Raw genomic sequence first — 18,136 nt, forward strand, 5'->3', positions numbered from 1 at the left:
GATCTTTACAACGATGTAAACGGGTGATGGCATACCCCTGCCCGGCCGAATCCCCGCCCCGTCCCGGAGACCCCATGGCCCACACCGACATCCCCTCGCCCGACCTGTCGAACGCCGTTCCACGACCCGAATATCCCCGTCCCAGCTTCGTCCGTGAGAACTGGCTCAATCTCAACGGCACCTGGCAGTTCGCGTTCGACCCCGGTGACAGCGGACTCGAACGCGGTCTGGTGCACCAGGAGCTGGACGGGCGGATCCTGGTCCCGTTCTGCCCCGAGTCCGAGCTGTCGGGGATCGGTGACACCGACTTCCACCCCGCGGTCTGGTACCGGCGCACGGTCCGGATACCGGCGGACTGGGCCGGCCGGCGGGTGCTGCTGCACTTCGGGGCCGTCGACCACGACGCCACCGTCTGGGCCGACGGCCGTGAAGTGGCCCGGCACAGCGGCGGCTTCACCTCCTTCACCGCCGACCTCGGCGAGGTGGCGGACCCGGCCGGCGAAGGGGCGGAGGTGGTGATCGTGGTACGGGCCCGGGACGCCCGGCACGGCCCTCAGGCGCGCGGCAAGCAGGCCACCGAGTACGCCAACAGCGACTGCCACTACACCCGCACCACCGGCATCTGGCAGACGGTCTGGATGGAGCCGGTGTCCGAGGTCCATCTGCGCAGGCCCCGGATCACCCCCGACCTCGCGTCCGGGGCCTTCCACCTCGAACTGCCGCTCAGCGCCAACCGCCCGGGCCACCGGATCACGGCCCGGGTGAGCGACGCGGACGGCGAGACGGTGGCCGAGGCGACCGTGCGCGCCGATCTCGATATGGCACCCCGTATGGTGCTCGCGCTGCCGGAGGACCGGCGCCGGCCGTGGTCTCCGGAGGACCCCCATCTGTACCGGGTACGGATCGAGCTGCTGGACACCGACGGCGAAGCCGTGGACCGCGCCGAGTGCACCGCCGGGCTGCGGTCGGTGGCCATCGACGGCAAACGGCTGCTGCTCAACGGCCGCCCCGTCTTCCAGCGGCTCGTCCTTGACCAGGGCTGGTACCCCGACGGGCTGATGACCGCGCCCGACGACGCCGCGCTCGTCCGGGACATCGAGTTGTCGCTGGCCGCGGGGTTCAACGGGGCGCGGCTGCACCAGAAGGTGTTCGAGGAGCGGTTCCTGCACCACGCGGACCGGCTCGGCTATCTCGTCTGGGGCGAGTTCGGCGACTGGGGAGCCGGCACCGGGCGCACCACCCGGGACAACCAGCAGCCCACCGCCGGATTCGTCGCGCAGTGGCTGGAGGCCGTGGAGCGGGACTACTCCCATCCGTCCATCGTGGGCTGGTGCCCGCTGAACGAGACACACCAGGAACTCCACGACCGGCAGAGCGTCCTGGACGATGTCACCCGGGGCATGTTCCTGGCCACGAAGGCCGCCGACACCTCCCGTCCGGTCCTGGACGCCTCCGGCTACTCCCACCGCGTGGCCGAGACCGACGTGTACGACTCGCACAGCTATGAACAGGACCCGGAGGCGTTCCGCCGCCAGATGGCGGGGCTGGACAAGGACGAGCCGTTCCTCAACCCCGACAACCGGGGAAACCCCGGCAAGCGGGACACCGACGCGGTGTGGTCGCTGCCGTACCGCGGCCAGCCCTACTTCTGCAGCGAGTTCGGCGGCATCTGGTGGAATCCGGAGGAGGCTGAGGCCGCGGCCGGTGACGACCGCGAGGTGTCCTGGGGCTACGGGGAGCGGCCGCGGACCGAGGAGGAGTTCCACGCGCGCTTCGCGGGGCTGACCGCGGCGCTGCTCGACGACCCCCTGATGTTCGGCTACTGCTACACCCAGCTCACCGATGTCTTCCAGGAGCAGAACGGCGTCTACCGCTTCGACCGGAGCAGCAAGCTCGACGTGGCGCGGGTGCGCGCGGCCCAGCAGCGCCCCGCCGCCTTCGAGCGCCCGGCCGGTGAGGAGGGGCGATGAGCGGTCTGTCACGGCGTGGGCTGCTGAGAGACGCGGTGTACGGGGCGGGTGCCGCCGTGTCGGCGTCCGCGCTCAGCGGCTGCGGATCGATCGCCGGGAGCGTGGCGAGCGCCGACGAGATCCAGTACTGGACCCTGTTCACCGGCCCCGACGGCGAACTGATGAAGACGATGACCCGGAACGTGGAGAAGCGCGTCCCGGATCTCAAGGTCAGGACGACGGTGCTGGACTGGGGCCCGCCGTACTACACCAAGCTGGCGATGGCCTCGGCGGGCGGCCGCTCGCCGGATGTGGCGATCATGCACCTGACCCGGCTGGCGGGCTACGCCCCCGGTGGTCTGCTCGACCCCTGGGACACGGATCTGCTGGCGGAGTTCGGCCTGAAGCAGGACGACCTCAACAAGACGCTGGTCAAGCGGAGTCTGTTCGAGGGCACCCCGTACGCCATTCCGCTGGACACCCACCCCTTCGTCGTCTTCTTCGACCGGGACGTCATGGACAAGGCGGGTCTCCTCGCGGGCGACGGCCGGCTTGTGCCCTTCGAATCGCCGAAGCACGCCCTGGAGCTGATGGACAAGCTCCGCAAGGACACCGGCAAGCTCGGGCCCGTCTTCGGCCATGCGAATGACGCGGCGATGGGCTGGCGGATGTTCTGGACGCTGTTCAGCCAGACCGGCGCCACCTTCGACCTCACGGGCGAGCGCGCCGAGATCGACGAGGACACCGCCGTCGAGGTGGTGCGCTTCATGGCCGACCTGGCACGCGACAGCCGCACCATGGACGTCCAGACGGCGATCGCCGCCTTCGCCAACGGCCGCTCCCCGATGATCTTCTCGGGCGAGTGGGACATGGCCACCTACAAGACGGCGCTCAAGGACAGGCTGGGCGGCTCCCCCATTCCCACCTTCTACGACCGTCCGGCCGGGGCGTCCGACAGCCATGCGCTGGTGCTGCCGCACCAGGACAACCCGGATCCGGAGCACCGGCGGCGCACCCACCAGTTCGTGGCCGAGCTGGTCAAATCCGGGCTGACGTGGGCGTCGGCGGGTCATATCCCCGCGTACACACCGGCCGTCTCGTCCGCGGGCTACGCCAAGTTGCGTCCGCAGTCCGAGTACGCGGGCGCCGCGAAGCAACTCGTGCTCGACCCGCCGGTGTGGTTCGCGGGCTCCGGCTCGGACTTCCAGACGCGGATGTGCCAGGCGCTCGATCCCGCGCTCGGCGGCTCGTCGTCCCCGGCGAGTGCGGTGCGCACGATGGTCTCCCAGATCAACACCCTGATGGCCCAGCCGAATCCGGCCTGATCGCGGCGGAATCGCAGAAAGGAGCGATGTGATGGCTTCCGTTTCCACGCCCTCGCGGCAGGCCGCGGCCGGATCCCGGCGCGCCAGATCCCGATGGGCCGCTGCCACGGACCGGCGACGGTCCCCGGGCGGCGCCGGGTGGCTCTTCGCCACCCCCTTCCTGGTGTTCTTCACGCTCTTCCTCCTCGTGCCGATCGGCATCGGCCTGTGGATGAGCTTCACCGACGCCAGCCTGACCGGACACGGTGACGGCGTCTTCGTCGGCCTGGACAACTACACCGAGGCGTTCGGCGACAGCCAGGTGTGGCAGACCCTCGGCAACACGGTCTGGTTCACCGTCCTGACCACCGTCCCCCTCGTGATCGTCGCCCTGGTGATGGCCCTGCTGGTGTACACGGGGATGCCGGGGCAGTGGCTGTGGCGGCTGGCCTTCTTCGCCTCGCATCTGCTGCCGGTGGCGGTGGTCTTCCAGATTTGGAGCATGCTGTTCCAGCCGGACCGGGGGATGCTCAACAGCGTGCTCCAGACGTTCGGGATGGACGGGATCGCCTGGCTGACGGACGAGAAGTACGCGATGTGGTCCATCGGGCTGGTGACCCTGTGGTGGACGGTGGGATTCAACTTCCTGCTCTACCTTGCCGCGTTGCAGGCGATCCCCGACCACCTCTACGAGGCGGCGGCGCTCGACGGCGCCGGTGCGTGGCGCCGGTTGTGGTCGGTCACACTCCCCCAGCTGCGCCGGACCACCGCGCTGATCGCGGTGTTGCAGGTGATGGCGTCGCTGAAGGTGTTCGACCAGATCTATCTGCTGACCAAAGGCGGCCCGAACGGGGCCACCCGGCCGATCCTGGAGTACATCTACGACACCGGCTTCACCAACTACCGGCTCGGCTACGCCTCGGCGGTGTCGTACGTGTTCTTCGGGATCATCATCATCCTCTCGCTCGCCCAGCTGAAGATCTTCTCGCGCAGGGAGGACTGATCGCGCCATGACCACCGAGACACTCTCCCCCCGTACCCCCGGAAAGCCCCGCTCGACCATGCCCCGGGAGGTGGTCCGGCGGCGTCGCTACGGCGGCCATGCCTGGCACCCCACGCTCGGAACGGGTCCTCTCCCCCGTGTGCTGACGCTGCTGGCGCTGGCGCTGATGACGGTGGTCTGGCTGGTGCCGTTCGGCTGGGGCGTGGACACCTCGTTCAAGACGGAGGTCGATGCGAGCGCGTCGGGCGCCGACTGGATCCCCAAGGCGGGCTTCACCCTCGACGCCTACCGGACCATCCTCGGTCAGGGCAATCTCCCGGTGTGGGCGGTGAACAGCGTCGTGATCGCCGTATGCGTCACGGCGATCACCGTGACGATCTCGGCGATGGCGGCGTACGCCTTCTCGCGTACGCTCTTCCGCGGTCGCCGCGTGCTCTTCGCCGTCACCATCGCCTCGATCATGGTGCCGCCACAGATCCTGATCGTGCCGCTCTTCCGGCAGATGCTCGCGATGAACCTCGTCGACACCTACGCGGCGGTGATCCTGCCGCAGGTGGTGGCGCCCGCGATGGTGTTCATCCTGAAGAAGTTCTTCGATGGCATTCCGCGTGAGCTGGAGGAGGCGGCCCGGATCGATGGGGCGGGCAGCTTCCGGGTGTTCTGGAGTGTGGTGCTGCCGCTGTCCCGGCCGATCCTGGCGGCCGTGGCGATATTCGTCTTCATCAACACCTGGAACAACTTCCTCTGGCCGTTCATCAGCACAAGCGATCCGCAGCTCATGACGCTGCCAGTGGGGTTGTCGACCGTGAAGGACTCCACGGGGCTGCGGAACGCCCAGGAGTCGGCCGCCTCGATCCTCGGCTCCATCCCGCTGCTGATCGTCTTCATGCTGTTCCAGCGCCAGATCGTGAGGTCCGTGGCCACCACGGGTCTGGGAGGTCAGTGAGCGGTCCGGGCGACACCGCCCTCGGTGGACTCGCGGGCGTGGAGGGTATGCCCGACGACGACCTCCTGGGGCGGGCGGTCCGGTGCCTCGATCCGCTCCAGCAGCAGATCGATGGCGTGCCGGGCGATGGCGGTCTTGTCCGGTGCCACGCTGCTCAGGCTCGGGGTGCTGTACCGCGCGGCCTCGATGTCGTCGAAGCCCATCACGGCCATGTCGTCCGGCACCCGTAGCCCGCGCTCGTACAGGGTGCGCAGTGCGCCGAGGGCGAGCGCGTCGTTGAAGCAGAACACGGCGTCCGGCGGTTCGGCCTGGTCGAGCAGGGCCGCCATCGCCCGGGCGCCCTCGGCCAGGTGGTAGCGGGGGGTCTCCCGCTCCAGCCGGGGGTCCAGCGGCAGCCCGGCCTCCTCCAGCGCCTGGCGGTAGCCGGTCCTGCGCAGCAGCGGTGTGCCGATGTACGGCTCGGGCTGCACCCCGATGGCGGCGATCCGGCGGCGCCCGCCGGCCACCAGATGGCGCACGGCCTGCTGCGCGGCGGCGACGTTGTCGATCACCACATGGTCGGCGAGGCCGCCGCTGGGGCGTTCGCCGATGAGCACGAGCGGCACGGTGCCGAGGTGGTTCGCGAGCGCGCTGCCGTGCAGCGCGAGCGGGCTCACCACCATGCCGTCCACGACCTGGTCGCCCAGCCCGTGGATCACCGCCGCCTCCCGCTCACGGTCACCGAGGGTCTGCTCGATCAGCAGGGTGCGGCCGTGCTCCTCGGCCGTGGTGAGGAAGTGGCGTCCCAATTCGGCGAAGTAGGGGACGTCCAGCTCGGGCAGGACCAGCCCGATCATGCCGGTGCTGCCGCGGCGGAGGTTGCGGGCCACCCGGTTGGGCCGGTAGCCGAGCTCCCGGATGGCCCGCTGGACCCGCTCCCGGGTCGCCGGGGACACATGCACAAAGCCGTTGATCACATTCGACACGGTCTTCGGGGAGACCCCGGCGAGCGTCGCCACGTCCTTGACGGTGGCGCTCCGGCCGGCACCGTCCGAGCGCTTCCGCCCCGGTGCCGCTTGATCCCTGGTGGTCTGCTGTTTCACGGCGGTCACCGACCGATCCTAGAGCGTGACGGTGGTGGGCCGCACCGGCGGGCACCACCCGGGCCCCGTCCCGTCAGGCGACGGCCGCCCCCTCGGGAGAAGGGTGCCCCTCGGAGGACGGGTGCCGCACGGACCACGGGCCGCCGACGTCGTTCCATATAGCCAGAATATGGCGATTCTCTCGAAGAGCGCCCTGCCTCGAGGGCCAGGTCATCCAGACCTCTTACCTCGGCGACCGCGGGCCGACGCGAAGATCGAAACACAACCGGAATGGAATACTCAATTCAGCTTGAGTACCAAGATTCCATAAAGCCGAAAAGCTTTTTGGCTCGCATCCGTTGTGGCAGAGGTGACGGATGCCTATAGTGCCGTGAGGTGTACATGCGACTCCCCGAGCGGATGCTGGACGTCACGCAACGGAGGAAGTGTAGTGCCACTGATTTCCTGGGGGTCCGATCCCCTCGGACTCTTTCGAAGATGCAGATGAGCACGGTGCGCTGCTGACCCACAGCGCCTGTCAGTGACAAGATCCCGGCCCGGTGCGATCACGGCCGGTAAGCATCTCACTCAGGAATCTCTGAAACGGGAGACCTTCTCGTCATCGCGCCCTCGGGCGCCCATGAGTGGCCACGCTGTGCGCGTGGCTTGAAAAACTCCGACCGGCGAGCGAATGGAGGTGACTGACAATGACTGCCGAGGACTTCCTGGCTTCCCGCGAGGCGGGCGAGGCCGCGACGAAGTGGTAATCGTCGCGACCGGTAGGTAAGGGGCGCCGGGCGGATCTCCGTATTCGCCCGGCACCCCGTCAGGGCAGTGTGTACGAGGGTGGGTGGGACAATGCTGCACGGACTCTTGAACGAGGAATCGATAAACTCCCTTCAGGGCCAGGAGTATCGCGATCGGATCCAGCGGATAGAAAAGGCGCTGACCGATGCCGCCGACGGCGACCTCTCACTGAAGGAACTGGCCGAGTGGGCGGTCGGGCACCGGGACTGGAACGTCAGGCGCCTCGCCGTGGAGACCCTCGCCGCCCGGTTCGTCGACGCACCCGAGGCACGGGCGGCGATCACCGAGGCGATCCACGACGATGTCGACTGGGTGGCCTTCACCGCCATCAAGGTCGCCGGAGAGCACCGGGTCCCGGAGGCGGTGGCCCACATGATCCGCATCTCCGGCTGGCCCAGCAACTTCACCAAGCCCGCCTACGCCCGCAAACCCGTGGGCTGCGGTGCCGCCTTCACCAAGCGCGCCCTACTCGACTTCTTCGACTCCACCGATCCGGACGAGCTCCGCGAGCTGGAGGACCGCCACTTCGCCCGGCTGCGGGCCACGGTGGACTCCGCCAGACGCGAACCGGACCTGCGCGATGCCATGCTGATTCCGGCCGGGCCCTTCATCGCCGGGGCCCGGGTGAACGACATCGGCCCCTTCCAGATGGACAACACCGACAATCCGCTGCGCGTCGAGGAACTTCCCGCGTATTACATCGACCGGACCACGGTGGCCAACGCCCGGTACGCGGAATTCCTCGACGCGGTGGGTGGCTCCAGGGAGTTCGCCCACCCCGATGAGCCCGACGGCAAGGACTACACCCCGGCGCACTGGCACGATCCTCGGTTCAACGGGCCGGACTTCCCGGTGGTCGGGGTCGACTGGTACGACGCGTACGCGTTCGCCCGCTGGGCCGGAGGCAGGCTGCCCTCGGAGAACGAATGGGAGAAGGCCGCCCGTGGAACCGACGGCCGGATCTATCCATGGGGCGACGAATGGAGCGATGACAAGGCACAAAGCGTCTTCACGGCATACGGCCGCGACGACATCCGGAATCTCGCGGAACTGGAGGAGCTGCTCGTCACCACCACCGTCTCCTGGCCCGAGCGCCCGGTGGCAGCGGCCGACTCCCATCCGGCCGGCGCGAGCCCCTACGGCGTCCTCAACATGGCGGGGAACGTCTGGGAGCTCACTCGCACCAATTTCTTCACCCGGGCCGATATGGCCCCCTTCTTCAAGGGGCGTTCGGGGCAGGAATTCATGAACCGTCCCGAGGCTTTCCATGTGCTGCGCGGTGGGACGTGGACCTCGCCTCCGGTCTGCCTGTCGACCTTCTACCGAGGTAAGGACCTGCTCACCGACCGGCACAACGAAGTCGGCTTTCGCTGCGTATACGACGCTTCTGGAAAGTGAGGTTGCACCATGCCGGACCGAGGCGAGCGCGATGTGCTGCGGCAGTCTCTGGTGGAGGGGATCCATCTGCTCGCGGAGCTGGGCTACAGCGAGGGCATCGCGGGCCATGTGAGCGTGCGCGACCCGGAGGACCCGGATGCCTACTGGGTCAATCCCTTCGGTCTGGACTTCCACCATGTGAGGGTCGACGATCTGCTCCTCGTCGGGGCGCAGGGCACCGTCCTGGAGGGCTCGGGCGAGCTCAATCCCTCGGTGGACCCGCTCCATGGTGAACTGCATCGCAACCGGCCGGACCTGGTGGCCTTCGCCCATACCCACTCGATGTACGGCAAGACCTGGTCGTCCCTGGGCCGACTGCTCGATCCGATCACTCAGGACGCCTGCGTCCTCTACCGGCGGCACGGCCTGTACGACCGGTTCACCGGTCTGGTCAACGCGCGCCAGGAGGGCAAGGAGGTCATCGAGGCCATGGGCGACGGCACTGCCGTGATCATGCAGAATCATGGCTTCCTGGCCGGGGGCCGCTCCCTGGGCGAGGCGATCTGGCTGTTCATCGTCATGGAACGGGCCGCCGCGTCCCAGCTGATGGCCGAGGCCGTCGGCACACCGCGGCTGATCCCGCACGAGACGGCCCTGGAGACCGGACGCGCGCTGGCCAAGCTCGAATTCGCCGACCGGCAGTACCGGAATCTGTACGAGACGACCTGCCGGCGTGGGAAGTGACACCATGAAGGTCGGGCTCAACTTCCTGCCCACCGTGGGCCCCGGCGATATGCCGGCCGAGCGGTTCTACGACGAGATCATCGAGCTCAGCGAGCTGGCCGACCGGCTCTCCTTCAGCCATGTGAAGCTGGTCGAGCACCACTTCCACGAGTGGGGCGGATACAGTCCGGACCCGGTGGCGCTGCTGTCGGCCATCGCCCGGCGGACCACCCGCGTACGGCTGGTGACCGGGGCGGTCACCCCCGCGTTCACCCACCCCATCAAGCTGGCCGCTTCACTGTCGGTCCTCGACAACCTCTCGCACGGCCGCCTCGACGCCGGGTTCGGCCGGGCGTTCCTGCCCTCGGAGTTCGAGGCGTTCGGGGTGGACATGGCCGACAGCCGGGCCCTGCTGGAGGAGAACGTCGAGGCCGTCGAGCGGCTGTGGACGGACGAGGGCTTCCGCTGGGAGGGCCGCTTCCACCGCTTCGGCCCGCTGTCCGCGATGCTGCCCCGCCCCGCACAGCGGCCCCGGCCACCGGTGTTCATCGCCGCCACCACCTCTCCGGAGACCTTCACCTGGGCCGCCTCCAAGGGGTACCACCTCATGATCATCCCGGTGGTGGCCAGCCATGAGAAGCTCACCGGGCTTCTCGATCTGTACCGCGCCACCCGGATCGAGCACGGCCACTCCCCCGACTTCCGACTGCATGTCAGCTACCACTGCTATGTGGCGGAGAGCCAGCACGAGGCGGTGGCGCGAGCTGAGGAGCACTACGCCGCGTATCGAACCAAACAGCTTGAGGCTTACGGGAGTTGGAGCGGCATCACCTCGGATCAGTATCAGGGCTATGAGCGCATGGAACAGGCGGCTCGCACGACCACGGTGGCCGGTCTGATGGCCGCCGACAACATCATCGTGGGCGGGGTGGCCGAGACCGCCGCCACCATCCGCCGCATCGGCAAGCTCTACCCCGGTGCCGAACTGAGCCTGCAGCTGCGGTTCGGGTCCGTCTCGCACACCGAGGCCATGCGGGCGGTGCGGCTGCTCGGGGAGCGAGTGCTGCCCGAGCTCATGGAGGGCGTATGACCGCGTCCGGCGATCCGGTTCCGCTCAGTCCGCAGCAGGAGTGGATCTGGGAGAGCATGCGCTTCATGAACCCGGACGACGCGGCGATGACCAGGACCAATGTCTGTCTGGCGTTCACGTTGCGCGGCCCCCTGGACACCGGGCGGCTCGAACGGGCACTGGCCGATGTCCGCCGACGGCACGAGGCGCTGCGCACCAGCCTCAGCGACCTGGGCACCGCACCCCGCACCCACGTCCAGGACGCGGAGGACTCGCACCCGCCCCGCCTCGCCCTGGTGGATCTCTCCGGCGTGCCACCGGAGGATCAGGACACCTACTGCGAGCTGGTGGCCGGCGCCGAGGAGCACCGCGTCTTCGACTATGTCCGGGGCCCGCTGTGGCGGGCGACGCTGGTGCGCCGCTCCCGCACGGAGCATGTGCTGGTCCTGTCCGCCGCCCATCTGATGCTGGACGCCCCCTCGGTGCAGACGGTCGTCCGGCACCTGGCCGAGGCGTACGAGGGAGTCGCCCCTCCGGCACGGCAGGAGCAGTACCGCGACTTCGTCCGGCGGGCCGCCCGGCCGCCCGCGGACGCCGACCGGCGTCTGGAGCACTGGCGCCGGGTGCTCAGCCCCCTGCCCGCCCCGCTCGACGTCCGCACCGACTACCCCGCGGCCCCACCGCCGGTCTTTCTGCGGGAGACGACGCCGTTCCGGGCCGAGGCCGATTCCGAGGCCCTCGCCGCGCTCCGCGGCCGGGCGGGCGTCACCCCCTATCTGATTCATCTCGCGGCCTATGTGGCCGCCCTCGCGGACCTCTGCGGGGCGCGGCGCGTCGTGGTCGGATCCACGCTGACCCGTCTGGAGCTCAAACCGGATCCGCATACGGTCGGGCACTTCGCCGATCTGGTGCTGCTGCCGATCGAGGTGCGCCCCGAGCACACCTTCGGCGAGCTTCTGGAACACGTCAGGGACACCACGCTCGACGCCTACGACAACCAGTTGCCGTATCTGCGCATCGCCGACGCGATCGACCCGGACTTCACGGCCAGACGGCCCTGGCCGGCGAGGGCGCTGTACCACGTGTGGGTGCGCGGCAGCGTCCTCAACGCCGACCTGGGCCCGCCGGAGCGCATCGGCGACGCCGAGGTCCGTCCCTTCGAGTTCACCAGGGAGACCTGCTATCCCATCGAGCTGGACGGCGATCGGTACGCGCATGTCTACGGCCAGAACGTGGTGCCCACCCTCTACGCCGGCCCGACCGGGCTGGAGGGCGAGATGACGTACAACCGCGCGGCCTTCACCCCGAGCGGCGCACAGCGCTACGTCGACCGCCACTGCCAGAACCTGGAACACATGCTCAAGGACCCCCAGACGCGGATCGGGGAGGTGTGGCATGACAGCGGCCGCTGACCAGCCCGGGCACGGCCGTCCGGCCCGCACCCACGACCTGGTGCGCGACGCCGCACTACGGTGGCCGGACCGCCCGGCGCTGATCGAGGGCGACACCGTCCTCAGCTACCGCCAACTCGACGGGCGCGCGGAGGACTTGGCCCAGGCCCTAGTGGCGCGGGGCGCGGCCCGCGACATGACCATCGGGGTCAGCGCGCCACGCTCCGCCGAGCACGTGATCGCCGCGCTCGCCGTGTGGAAGGCCGGTGGCGTCTGTGTGCCACTGGCGACGGATCTGCCCCCGGCCCGGATCGCGGACATGCTGCGGATCGCCGGGGTGCGACTGACAGTGGGTCCGGGACTGACCATCAGCGAGGTCGCGGATCCCCCCGTGGACCAGCCACTCGCCGGTCTGCCCCCGGCTCCGGAGGGCGAGGACGGCGCCGTCGCCTGCGTCTACTTCACCTCGGGCTCGACCGGCAGTCCCAAGGCGGTGGCCCTCACCCACGCGGGCATCGTGAACGAGGCGCTGTGGTCCCATGACGCCTTCTCGATCCGCCCCGAGGACCGCAGCGGTTGGCTGGCCTCCCCTGGATTCGCCATCTCACGATGGGAGTTGTGGACTCCGCTGACCGCGGGCGCCGCCATCGCCGTCTCCGAGGAAGGCGCCGTCCGCGAGCCGGGGGCGCTCCGTGACTGGCTGCTGGACCAGGGGGTGACCTGGAGCATCGTGGTGACCGGGCTCGCGGAACGGCTCTTCGGCGTCCCCTGGCCGGCCAACTGCCCGCTGCGTCTGCTGGTGACGGGCGGTGAGCAACTGAGGGTCTGGCCCCGCGGGCTGCCCTTCGAGGTCGTCAACTCCTACGGTGTCACCGAGGCGTCCAGCGTCCGCCTCGCGGCCCGGCTCGGCCCCTCCGAGGGTTCCACCGGACGTCTCCCCTCGGTGGGCCGTCCGATCCGCGGTACCCGGGTCCATGTGCTCGACGACGCACTGGCCCCGGTGCCCGACGGGGAGGTCGGGGAGCTGTTCATCGGCGGTGTCGGACTGGCCCGCGGCTACCTCGGCGACCCGGAACAGACCGCACGGCGCTTCGTACCCGATCCGTTCCACGGCGGCGGGCGGCGCCTGTACCGCACCGGTGATCTGGTGCGCGTCGATGAGAAGGGGCGGGTGGAATTCGTCCGCCGGCTGAACGACGACCCGAAGGTCGGCGGTGTCCGCGTCGACCTCGCGGCCGTCGAGGCCGCGCTGCTCGCCTCGCCCGGGGTCACCGGGGCCGCGGTCTCGATCCGTGTCCACGACGGGGAGCGGCCACGGCTGGTGGGGTATCTGGTCGTGGACGACGACCGGCCGGCCCCCGATGAGGTGATCGACGCGGTCGCCAGGCGGCTGCCCCCTCAGATGGTGCCCGGCGTCCTGGTGCGCCTCACCTCCCTGCCGCTGCTGTCCAGCGGGAAGGTGGACCGCGGCCGGCTCCCGGAACCCACGGCGGACATCGTGTTCCGCGGTCGTCGGGCCACGGCGCGGGACGAGACCGAGCAGCAGGTCATCGACGTCTTCCGGGAAGTCCTCGGCCGCGCGGACATCGGCGCCCACGACGACTTCTTCGGCTTGGGCGGGGACTCCATGGGTGTCGCCCGGGTGCGGCAGTCCCTCCTGGAACGGCACGGCATCGACGTCCCCTACACCCTCATCTTCCGTCAGCGGACCCCGCGCCGGATCTGTACGGCCGCCAGCGACGGCGGGGAGGAGCCCCGGTGACCTTCACGGACGCGCCCAGCAGGCTTCCGGCTCTGGCGAGCCGTACGGACCAGCTCGCGGACTCCGCCGTCGGCGCCGTGCTCCGGCTGACCGACGGCCACGATGTGATCGCTCTGGCGGCCGGCAGCCCGGCGCCGGAGACCTACTGCCACCAGGAGTTCACCGACGCCACCACCCGCCTGCTGAGCCAGGGCGGCCTGCCGCTGCGGTACGGCGACGCGAGCGGGCTGCCCGAGCTCCGGTCGTGGATCGCGGCCCGGGAGTCCGCCGAGCTCGGCCGTCCGGTCGACGCGGGGCAGGTGCTTCTCACCCATGGCTCACAACAGGGCCTCGACCTGCTGTGCAAGGCGCTGCTCGATCCCGGGGACGTGGTCTTCGTGGACCGGCCCAGCTATGTGGGAGCGCTGCAGGTCTTCCGTCTCTTCCAGGCCCGGGTGGTGGACGTTCCCCTGGGGTCGGACGAGGGTCTCGACCGGCTCGAAGCGGCGCTGTCGGTGGAGGACCGGGCCAAAATCATCTATGTGGTACCCACCTTCGCCAATCCGACGGGCGCCACCCTGGACACCGCGCACCGGCGCCGCCTGGCCGCCCTCGCCCAGCGGTACGGCTGCGTCCTCGTCGAGGACGACCCATACCGGGATCTCGGCTACGACACCGTCGCGCCCCGGCCGGCCGCCGCGACCTCCGCCGTGGCCGGCGCCGTACGGATGGGTACCTTCTCCAAGGTGCTCTTCCCCGCGGCGCGCCTGGGCCATCTGGTCGTCCCACCTTTTCTCACCGATGTGCTGATGAAGTTCAAACAGGCGGCCGACCTGGGGAATTCGCTTCTCATGCAGCAGGTGGTGCATGAGCTCGTCCAGGAGCCCGGCTTTCTGGCCACCCGGCTGGAGCGCTCCCGTCATCTCTATCGCAAGCGCCGCGACGCACTGGTGAGCGCCTTGGCCGGCTCCTTCGAGGGGGCTTTGGAGTTCGAGGTGCCCCACGGTGGCTTCTTCGTCTGGGCGAGGCTTCCCGGGGGCGCCGACGCCACCGAACTGCTGGCCGCCGCGGTCGAGGAAGGTGTCTCCTTCGTACCGGGGACCGATTTCTACGCGACCGGGCCTGACCCGTCCACCCTCCGGCTGTCCTTCTCCTGCACCCGTGCCGAGGACATCGTCGAAGGCGTCGCCCGGCTGGAACGGGCATGGCGGACCCTGCGCAAGGGACCCCGCTCATGAAGCTCACCAGGGACGACGACGGAACCTTCGCGGGCCTCGACAAGGCCCCGTTCGACGTGGACGCGTTCCTGGCCCGGCCCCTGGTGGCCCGGTTGGCCACCGAGGGCCCACGGGTGCGGCCCGTGTGGTTCCTGTGGGAGGACCACGCCTTCTGGGTGCTCACGGGCCCCTGGGCCCGGCTGGAGGAGCGACTGGACCGCGCCCCGGTCTTCGAACTCGTGGTGGACTCGTGCGACCTCGCGACCGGCACCGTTCACCAGGTCATCGCCCGTGGCCACGGCCGGGTGGTGAACTTCGACACGGACCGGGGCCGCCGCAAGCTCACCCGGTACCTGGGCGAGCGGGAGAAGCTGTGGGACGCCCGGTTCAGCCTGCGCGACGACCCGTCCGCCCGGGGCACCCGCTGGGCCCTGCTGGTGCCCGACACCCTGTGGATCGCGGACCTGTCCTTCCGCCCGCCCCACGAAGCGCGAATGGACCGCCCATGACCACGGACACCACGGACGAGACGGCGGACGGGGCCGCCGGCCACCGGTCCTACCGCCAGGTGCTGACGGGGAACCCGCGCCTGGCCGTACTGCTCGCCGGTTATGTGATCTCCAGCGTGGGCGATGGCATCCTGCTGATCGCCCTGCCGTTGCTGGCCATACGCCACCACGGGCAGCTCTCCGCCCCCGTGGCGGTCGGCCTGGTGATGACCGCACCGTATGTGCTGTCGACCGTGCTCGCCCTCAGCATCGGCCTGGGACGGCTGCGACTGCCCACCCGGGCCGTGGTCATCACCGACAGCGCGCTGCGCACCGTCCTCTTCACGGTGGTGGGCCTCGCCGCCATGGCCGACCGGATCGACATCCGGTTCCTGGTGGTGGCGCTGCTCCTCGGGTCCGTCCTGCATCAGACGGCGTCCAGCAGCCGGCGCCTCGTCGCCACCGGTATGGCCGGGAAGGGCGAGCTCTTCACCGTCAACGGACTGCTGGGCTTCGCCAACAGCCTGGCGCTCTATGTCATAGGGCCGGCGGTCGGTGGCGCGGTCACGGTCGCGTTCGGAGCGGACGTGGCCGTCCTCCTCGAAGCGCTCAGCTTCCTCTTGCTGTTCGGGGCCGTCGCGCTCGTCGTGCCGCCACAGCCGAGAGCGCCCCGGGCGGAGCGGTCGACGGAGTCCGGGTGGCGGATCCTGCGGCTGCGTCCCGTGGCCGCCCGCCTGTTCTTCGTGGTCTTCTTCTTCAATCTGTCCTATATGCCGGTGGAAGTGGCGCTTCCCGTACTGGTCAACGGAGATCTCCACGGGGACGGAAACACACTGGGCATCATCTGGACCGCCTTCGGCGCCGGGGCGCTGATCGGCGGGGCGCTCACCGGTTTCCTGCGGAAACTGCACCAGCAGGCCGTCCTGGTGGCGGTCATCGCGCTGTGGGGCGGTTCGGTGGTGCTGCTCGCCCTGGCCCCCTCCGGGCCGGTCGCGATGTGCGCCTTCGCCCTGGGCGGACTCATCTACGCCCCGTTCACACCCATCGCCTACACCTTTGTGCAGTCGGAGCTCCCGCCCCATGAGCAGCAGCCGGTGATCACGCTCTGGACCACCGGCTCGACGCTGGCGGCCCCGATCGGCCTGCCGCTCAGCGGCCCGCTGGTGAGCGCGCTCGGCGCGCGCGGCGGACTGCTGCTCTCCGCGGCATTCACCCTCGTTCTCGTTCCGTTCGCCGCCAAGGGCCTGCTGGGCCCGCGCCGAGTCGCATAGCCAGAGGAGTGCGCACGTGCAGGGATACGAATCGTCGACCTACGGCGACCACATGACCGACCACGACGCCATCGGCTGGCCGGCCGCGAAGGACGAGGACGCGGCGGTGGGGTTCCTCGTGGACGTGGCCAAGCCCGGCCATGCGCTGGAGCTCGGGGTGGGCACCGGGCGGGTCGCCCTGCCGCTGGCGGAGCGGGGGGTGCGGGTCACCGGCATCGACGCCTCCCCCGTCATGCTCCAGCAGATGGCCGATAAGCCGGGCAGCGCACAGGTGCGGGCCGTCCAGGGCGACTTCGCGGAGGCCGCCGTCGACGGGACCTTCGACCTCGTCTACGCCGTCCAGCACACGTTCTTCCTGCTGCGCGACCAGGAGACCCAGATCCGCTGCTTCCAGAACGTGGCCGCGCGGCTGGCCCCCGGTGGCGCCTTCGTCCTCCAGCTCTTCGTCCCCGATCCGCATCGGCTGATCCAGCCGCAGACCAGTGACGCCCTTCATGTGGCACTCGACCAGGTGGTCCTGCGGGTCTCGAAGTTCGACCGGGTGACGCAGACGGTCAACCGGCAGTACGTCGCCATCACCGAGGGCGGGACGAAGCTGTACCCCATGGTGTTCCGCTACGCATGGCCCACCGAGCTGGACCTGATGGCACGGCTGGCGGGCCTCCGGCTGGAAGGGCGCTGGGACGGCTGGTCGCGGGCGCCCTTCACCGCGGAGGGCGGGTATGTCGTGGTCTACCGGAAGCCCGCCGAGGCGGTGTGAGGGCCTACGCCACGGTGTCGCCGACCCGGACGGGTCCGTTGGTGGTGACCGACTGGATGGCCGCGAGCGCGACGGACAGGGCGGCGCGGGCGTCCTGTCCGGTGACGGAGGGGGCACGTCCGGTGCGCACGCACTCGGCGAAGTCGGCGAGTTCGGCGACGTAGGCGTCGTGGAAGAGATCCTGGTCGTAGGTGACGCATGCGGCGGTGAGGCCGTCCGGGCCGTAGGCGGTCAGATGGCTGCGGCGGATGTCGCCCATGGTGAGCATGCCGGCCGAGCCGAAGACCTCACCGCGGACGTCGTATCCGTACACCGCCTGGAAGTTCGCCTCGGCGGTGGCGAGGGCCCCGTTGTCGAAGCGGATGGTGACCACGGCGGTGTCGAGCAGTCCGCGGTCCTTGAAGTCGGGGCGGACCAGGGCGTCGGCGAACGCGAAGACCTCGACGGGCGCGGCGCCGGGGTTGAGGTAGCGCAGGGTGTCGAAGTCGTGGATGAGGGTCTCCAGGAAGATGGTCCACGGCGGGATGCGGCCCGGGTCGGCCAGCTTGGGGTCGCGGGTGAGCGAACGCAGCAGCTGCGGGGTGCCGATGGCGCCTGCGCGGATCTTCTCGTGGGCGGTGCGGAAGCCGGTGTCGTAGCGGCGGTTGAAGCCCACCTGGAGGGGGACGCCCGCGTGGGCGGCGGCCGCGATGGCGCGGTCCGCCTCATCGAGGGTGACGGCCATGGGCTTCTCGCAGTAGACGGCCTTGCCCGCCCGGGCCGCCGCCTCGACCAGCCCGGCGTGGGTGCGGGCCGGGGTGGCGATGACCACCGCCTCGATCCCGGGGTCGGCGAGCAGTTCGGCTATCTCGGTGTACGCCGTGGTGCCGCCCACCCGGTCGCCGAGCCCCTGGGCGGCGCCCGGGGCCGGGTCGGCGATGGCCGCGAGACGGACGCCGGGGAGGCGGCGGGCGAGGGTCTCGGCGTGGAAGGAGCCCATGCGGCCGGCGCCGATGAGACCGACGGGGAGAGGGTGTCGCGTGGTCATGC

Annotated in this window: 15 protein-coding genes; 13 read left to right on the forward strand and 2 right to left on the reverse strand. The window is 69.9% G+C overall.

Translation table 11 applies throughout. The features are described from left to right. Window positions 1–74 precede the first annotated feature (74 nt). The 4 genes from J5X86_RS38365 to J5X86_RS38380 are packed head-to-tail and all read left to right on the forward strand — an operon-like array spanning window position 75 to window position 5,202. Window positions 75–1,970: a glycoside hydrolase family 2 protein gene (locus J5X86_RS38365; protein WP_208521279.1), complete on the forward strand. Its 1,896-nt coding sequence runs from the start codon at window positions 75–77 to the stop codon at window positions 1,968–1,970. Beyond that, the gene (locus J5X86_RS38370) at window positions 1,967–3,274 is read left to right on the forward strand and encodes an extracellular solute-binding protein (RefSeq protein ID WP_208521280.1); all 1,308 of its coding nucleotides are present in this window, start codon (window positions 1,967–1,969) and stop codon (window positions 3,272–3,274) included. The genes J5X86_RS38365 and J5X86_RS38370 overlap by 4 nt, the downstream gene beginning before the upstream one ends. A gap of 31 nt (window positions 3,275–3,305) precedes the next feature. Next, window positions 3,306–4,256, forward strand: a complete 951-nt coding sequence (locus J5X86_RS38375) for a carbohydrate ABC transporter permease (protein WP_208521281.1) — start codon at window positions 3,306–3,308, stop codon at window positions 4,254–4,256. Window positions 4,257–4,314: 58 nt separating this feature from the next. Then, window positions 4,315–5,202 (forward strand): carbohydrate ABC transporter permease, encoded by an 888-nt coding sequence (locus J5X86_RS38380; RefSeq protein ID WP_374229337.1) that lies wholly within the window; start codon window positions 4,315–4,317, stop codon window positions 5,200–5,202. On the opposite strand, the gene J5X86_RS38385 is transcribed toward J5X86_RS38380, so the two are convergent. Then, a complete protein-coding gene (locus J5X86_RS38385) occupies window positions 5,196–6,293 on the reverse strand; it encodes a LacI family DNA-binding transcriptional regulator (protein ID WP_078638650.1) in 1,098 nt (365 codons plus the stop codon). The two genes, J5X86_RS38380 and J5X86_RS38385, sit on opposite strands and share 7 nt — an antisense overlap. Window positions 6,294–7,136: 843 nt before the next feature. On the opposite strand from J5X86_RS38385, the gene J5X86_RS38390 reads away from it, so the two are divergent. The 9 genes from J5X86_RS38390 to J5X86_RS38430 are packed head-to-tail and all read left to right on the forward strand — an operon-like array spanning window position 7,137 to window position 17,107. Next, on the forward strand, window positions 7,137–8,468 hold the full coding sequence (locus tag J5X86_RS38390; protein WP_243982543.1) for an SUMF1/EgtB/PvdO family nonheme iron enzyme: 1,332 nt from the start codon (window positions 7,137–7,139) through the stop codon (window positions 8,466–8,468). A 9-nt stretch (window positions 8,469–8,477) separates the two neighbouring features. Then, complete coding sequence (locus J5X86_RS38395) at window positions 8,478–9,191, forward strand: class II aldolase/adducin family protein (RefSeq protein ID WP_078638652.1); 714 nt, start codon at window positions 8,478–8,480, stop codon at window positions 9,189–9,191. Next, window positions 9,181–10,260 carry an LLM class flavin-dependent oxidoreductase gene (locus J5X86_RS38400; protein WP_308124847.1) on the forward strand — a complete coding sequence of 360 codons (1,080 nt, stop codon included), beginning with the start codon at window positions 9,181–9,183 and terminating at the stop codon, window positions 10,258–10,260. The genes J5X86_RS38395 and J5X86_RS38400 overlap by 11 nt, the downstream gene beginning before the upstream one ends. Continuing rightward, window positions 10,257–11,651: a condensation domain-containing protein gene (locus J5X86_RS38405; protein WP_208521283.1), complete on the forward strand. Its 1,395-nt coding sequence runs from the start codon at window positions 10,257–10,259 to the stop codon at window positions 11,649–11,651. Before J5X86_RS38400 ends, J5X86_RS38405 begins: the two co-directional genes overlap by 4 nt. Next, window positions 11,635–13,392 (forward strand): non-ribosomal peptide synthetase, encoded by a 1,758-nt coding sequence (locus tag J5X86_RS38410; RefSeq protein ID WP_208521284.1) that lies wholly within the window; start codon window positions 11,635–11,637, stop codon window positions 13,390–13,392. The genes J5X86_RS38405 and J5X86_RS38410 overlap by 17 nt, the downstream gene beginning before the upstream one ends. Continuing rightward, entirely contained in the window at window positions 13,389–14,609 is a 1,221-nt protein-coding gene (locus J5X86_RS38415; protein ID WP_208521285.1) for a PLP-dependent aminotransferase family protein, read from the forward strand. The genes J5X86_RS38410 and J5X86_RS38415 overlap by 4 nt, the downstream gene beginning before the upstream one ends. Further along, on the forward strand, window positions 14,606–15,097 hold the full coding sequence (locus tag J5X86_RS38420) for a pyridoxamine 5'-phosphate oxidase family protein (protein WP_208521286.1): 492 nt from the start codon (window positions 14,606–14,608) through the stop codon (window positions 15,095–15,097). Before J5X86_RS38415 ends, J5X86_RS38420 begins: the two co-directional genes overlap by 4 nt. Continuing rightward, window positions 15,094–16,347: an MFS transporter gene (locus tag J5X86_RS38425; protein ID WP_208521287.1), complete on the forward strand. Its 1,254-nt coding sequence runs from the start codon at window positions 15,094–15,096 to the stop codon at window positions 16,345–16,347. The genes J5X86_RS38420 and J5X86_RS38425 overlap by 4 nt, the downstream gene beginning before the upstream one ends. Before the next feature lie 16 nt (window positions 16,348–16,363). After that, window positions 16,364–17,107, forward strand: a complete 744-nt coding sequence (locus J5X86_RS38430; protein WP_208521288.1) for a trans-aconitate 2-methyltransferase — start codon at window positions 16,364–16,366, stop codon at window positions 17,105–17,107. A 4-nt stretch (window positions 17,108–17,111) separates the two neighbouring features. Here the strand turns inward: J5X86_RS38430 and J5X86_RS38435 are convergent, their stop codons facing one another. Continuing rightward, the gene (locus tag J5X86_RS38435; RefSeq protein ID WP_208521289.1) at window positions 17,112–18,134 is read right to left on the reverse strand and encodes a Gfo/Idh/MocA family oxidoreductase; all 1,023 of its coding nucleotides are present in this window, start codon (window positions 18,132–18,134) and stop codon (window positions 17,112–17,114) included. Window positions 18,135–18,136 lie beyond the last annotated feature (2 nt).

This window comes from Streptomyces sp. NEAU-YJ-81, assembly GCF_017592595.1.
GTDB lineage: Bacteria > Actinomycetota > Actinomycetes > Streptomycetales > Streptomycetaceae > Streptomyces > Streptomyces hygroscopicus_B.

Coding starts and splice junctions, on each gene's coding strand:
- J5X86_RS38435 (WP_208521289.1), bottom strand. CDS start 18,134: ATGACCACGCGACACCCTCTCCCCGTCGGTCTCATCGGCGCCGGCCGC.
- J5X86_RS38405 (WP_208521283.1), top strand. CDS start 10,257: ATGACCGCGTCCGGCGATCCGGTTCCGCTCAGTCCGCAGCAGGAGTGG.
- J5X86_RS38410 (WP_208521284.1), top strand. CDS start 11,635: ATGACAGCGGCCGCTGACCAGCCCGGGCACGGCCGTCCGGCCCGCACC.
- J5X86_RS38420 (WP_208521286.1), top strand. CDS start 14,606: ATGAAGCTCACCAGGGACGACGACGGAACCTTCGCGGGCCTCGACAAG.
- J5X86_RS38395 (WP_078638652.1), top strand. CDS start 8,478: ATGCCGGACCGAGGCGAGCGCGATGTGCTGCGGCAGTCTCTGGTGGAG.
- J5X86_RS38365 (WP_208521279.1), top strand. CDS start 75: ATGGCCCACACCGACATCCCCTCGCCCGACCTGTCGAACGCCGTTCCA.
- J5X86_RS38375 (WP_208521281.1), top strand. CDS start 3,306: ATGGCTTCCGTTTCCACGCCCTCGCGGCAGGCCGCGGCCGGATCCCGG.
- J5X86_RS38380 (WP_374229337.1), top strand. CDS start 4,315: ATGCCCCGGGAGGTGGTCCGGCGGCGTCGCTACGGCGGCCATGCCTGG.
- J5X86_RS38370 (WP_208521280.1), top strand. CDS start 1,967: ATGAGCGGTCTGTCACGGCGTGGGCTGCTGAGAGACGCGGTGTACGGG.
- J5X86_RS38425 (WP_208521287.1), top strand. CDS start 15,094: ATGACCACGGACACCACGGACGAGACGGCGGACGGGGCCGCCGGCCAC.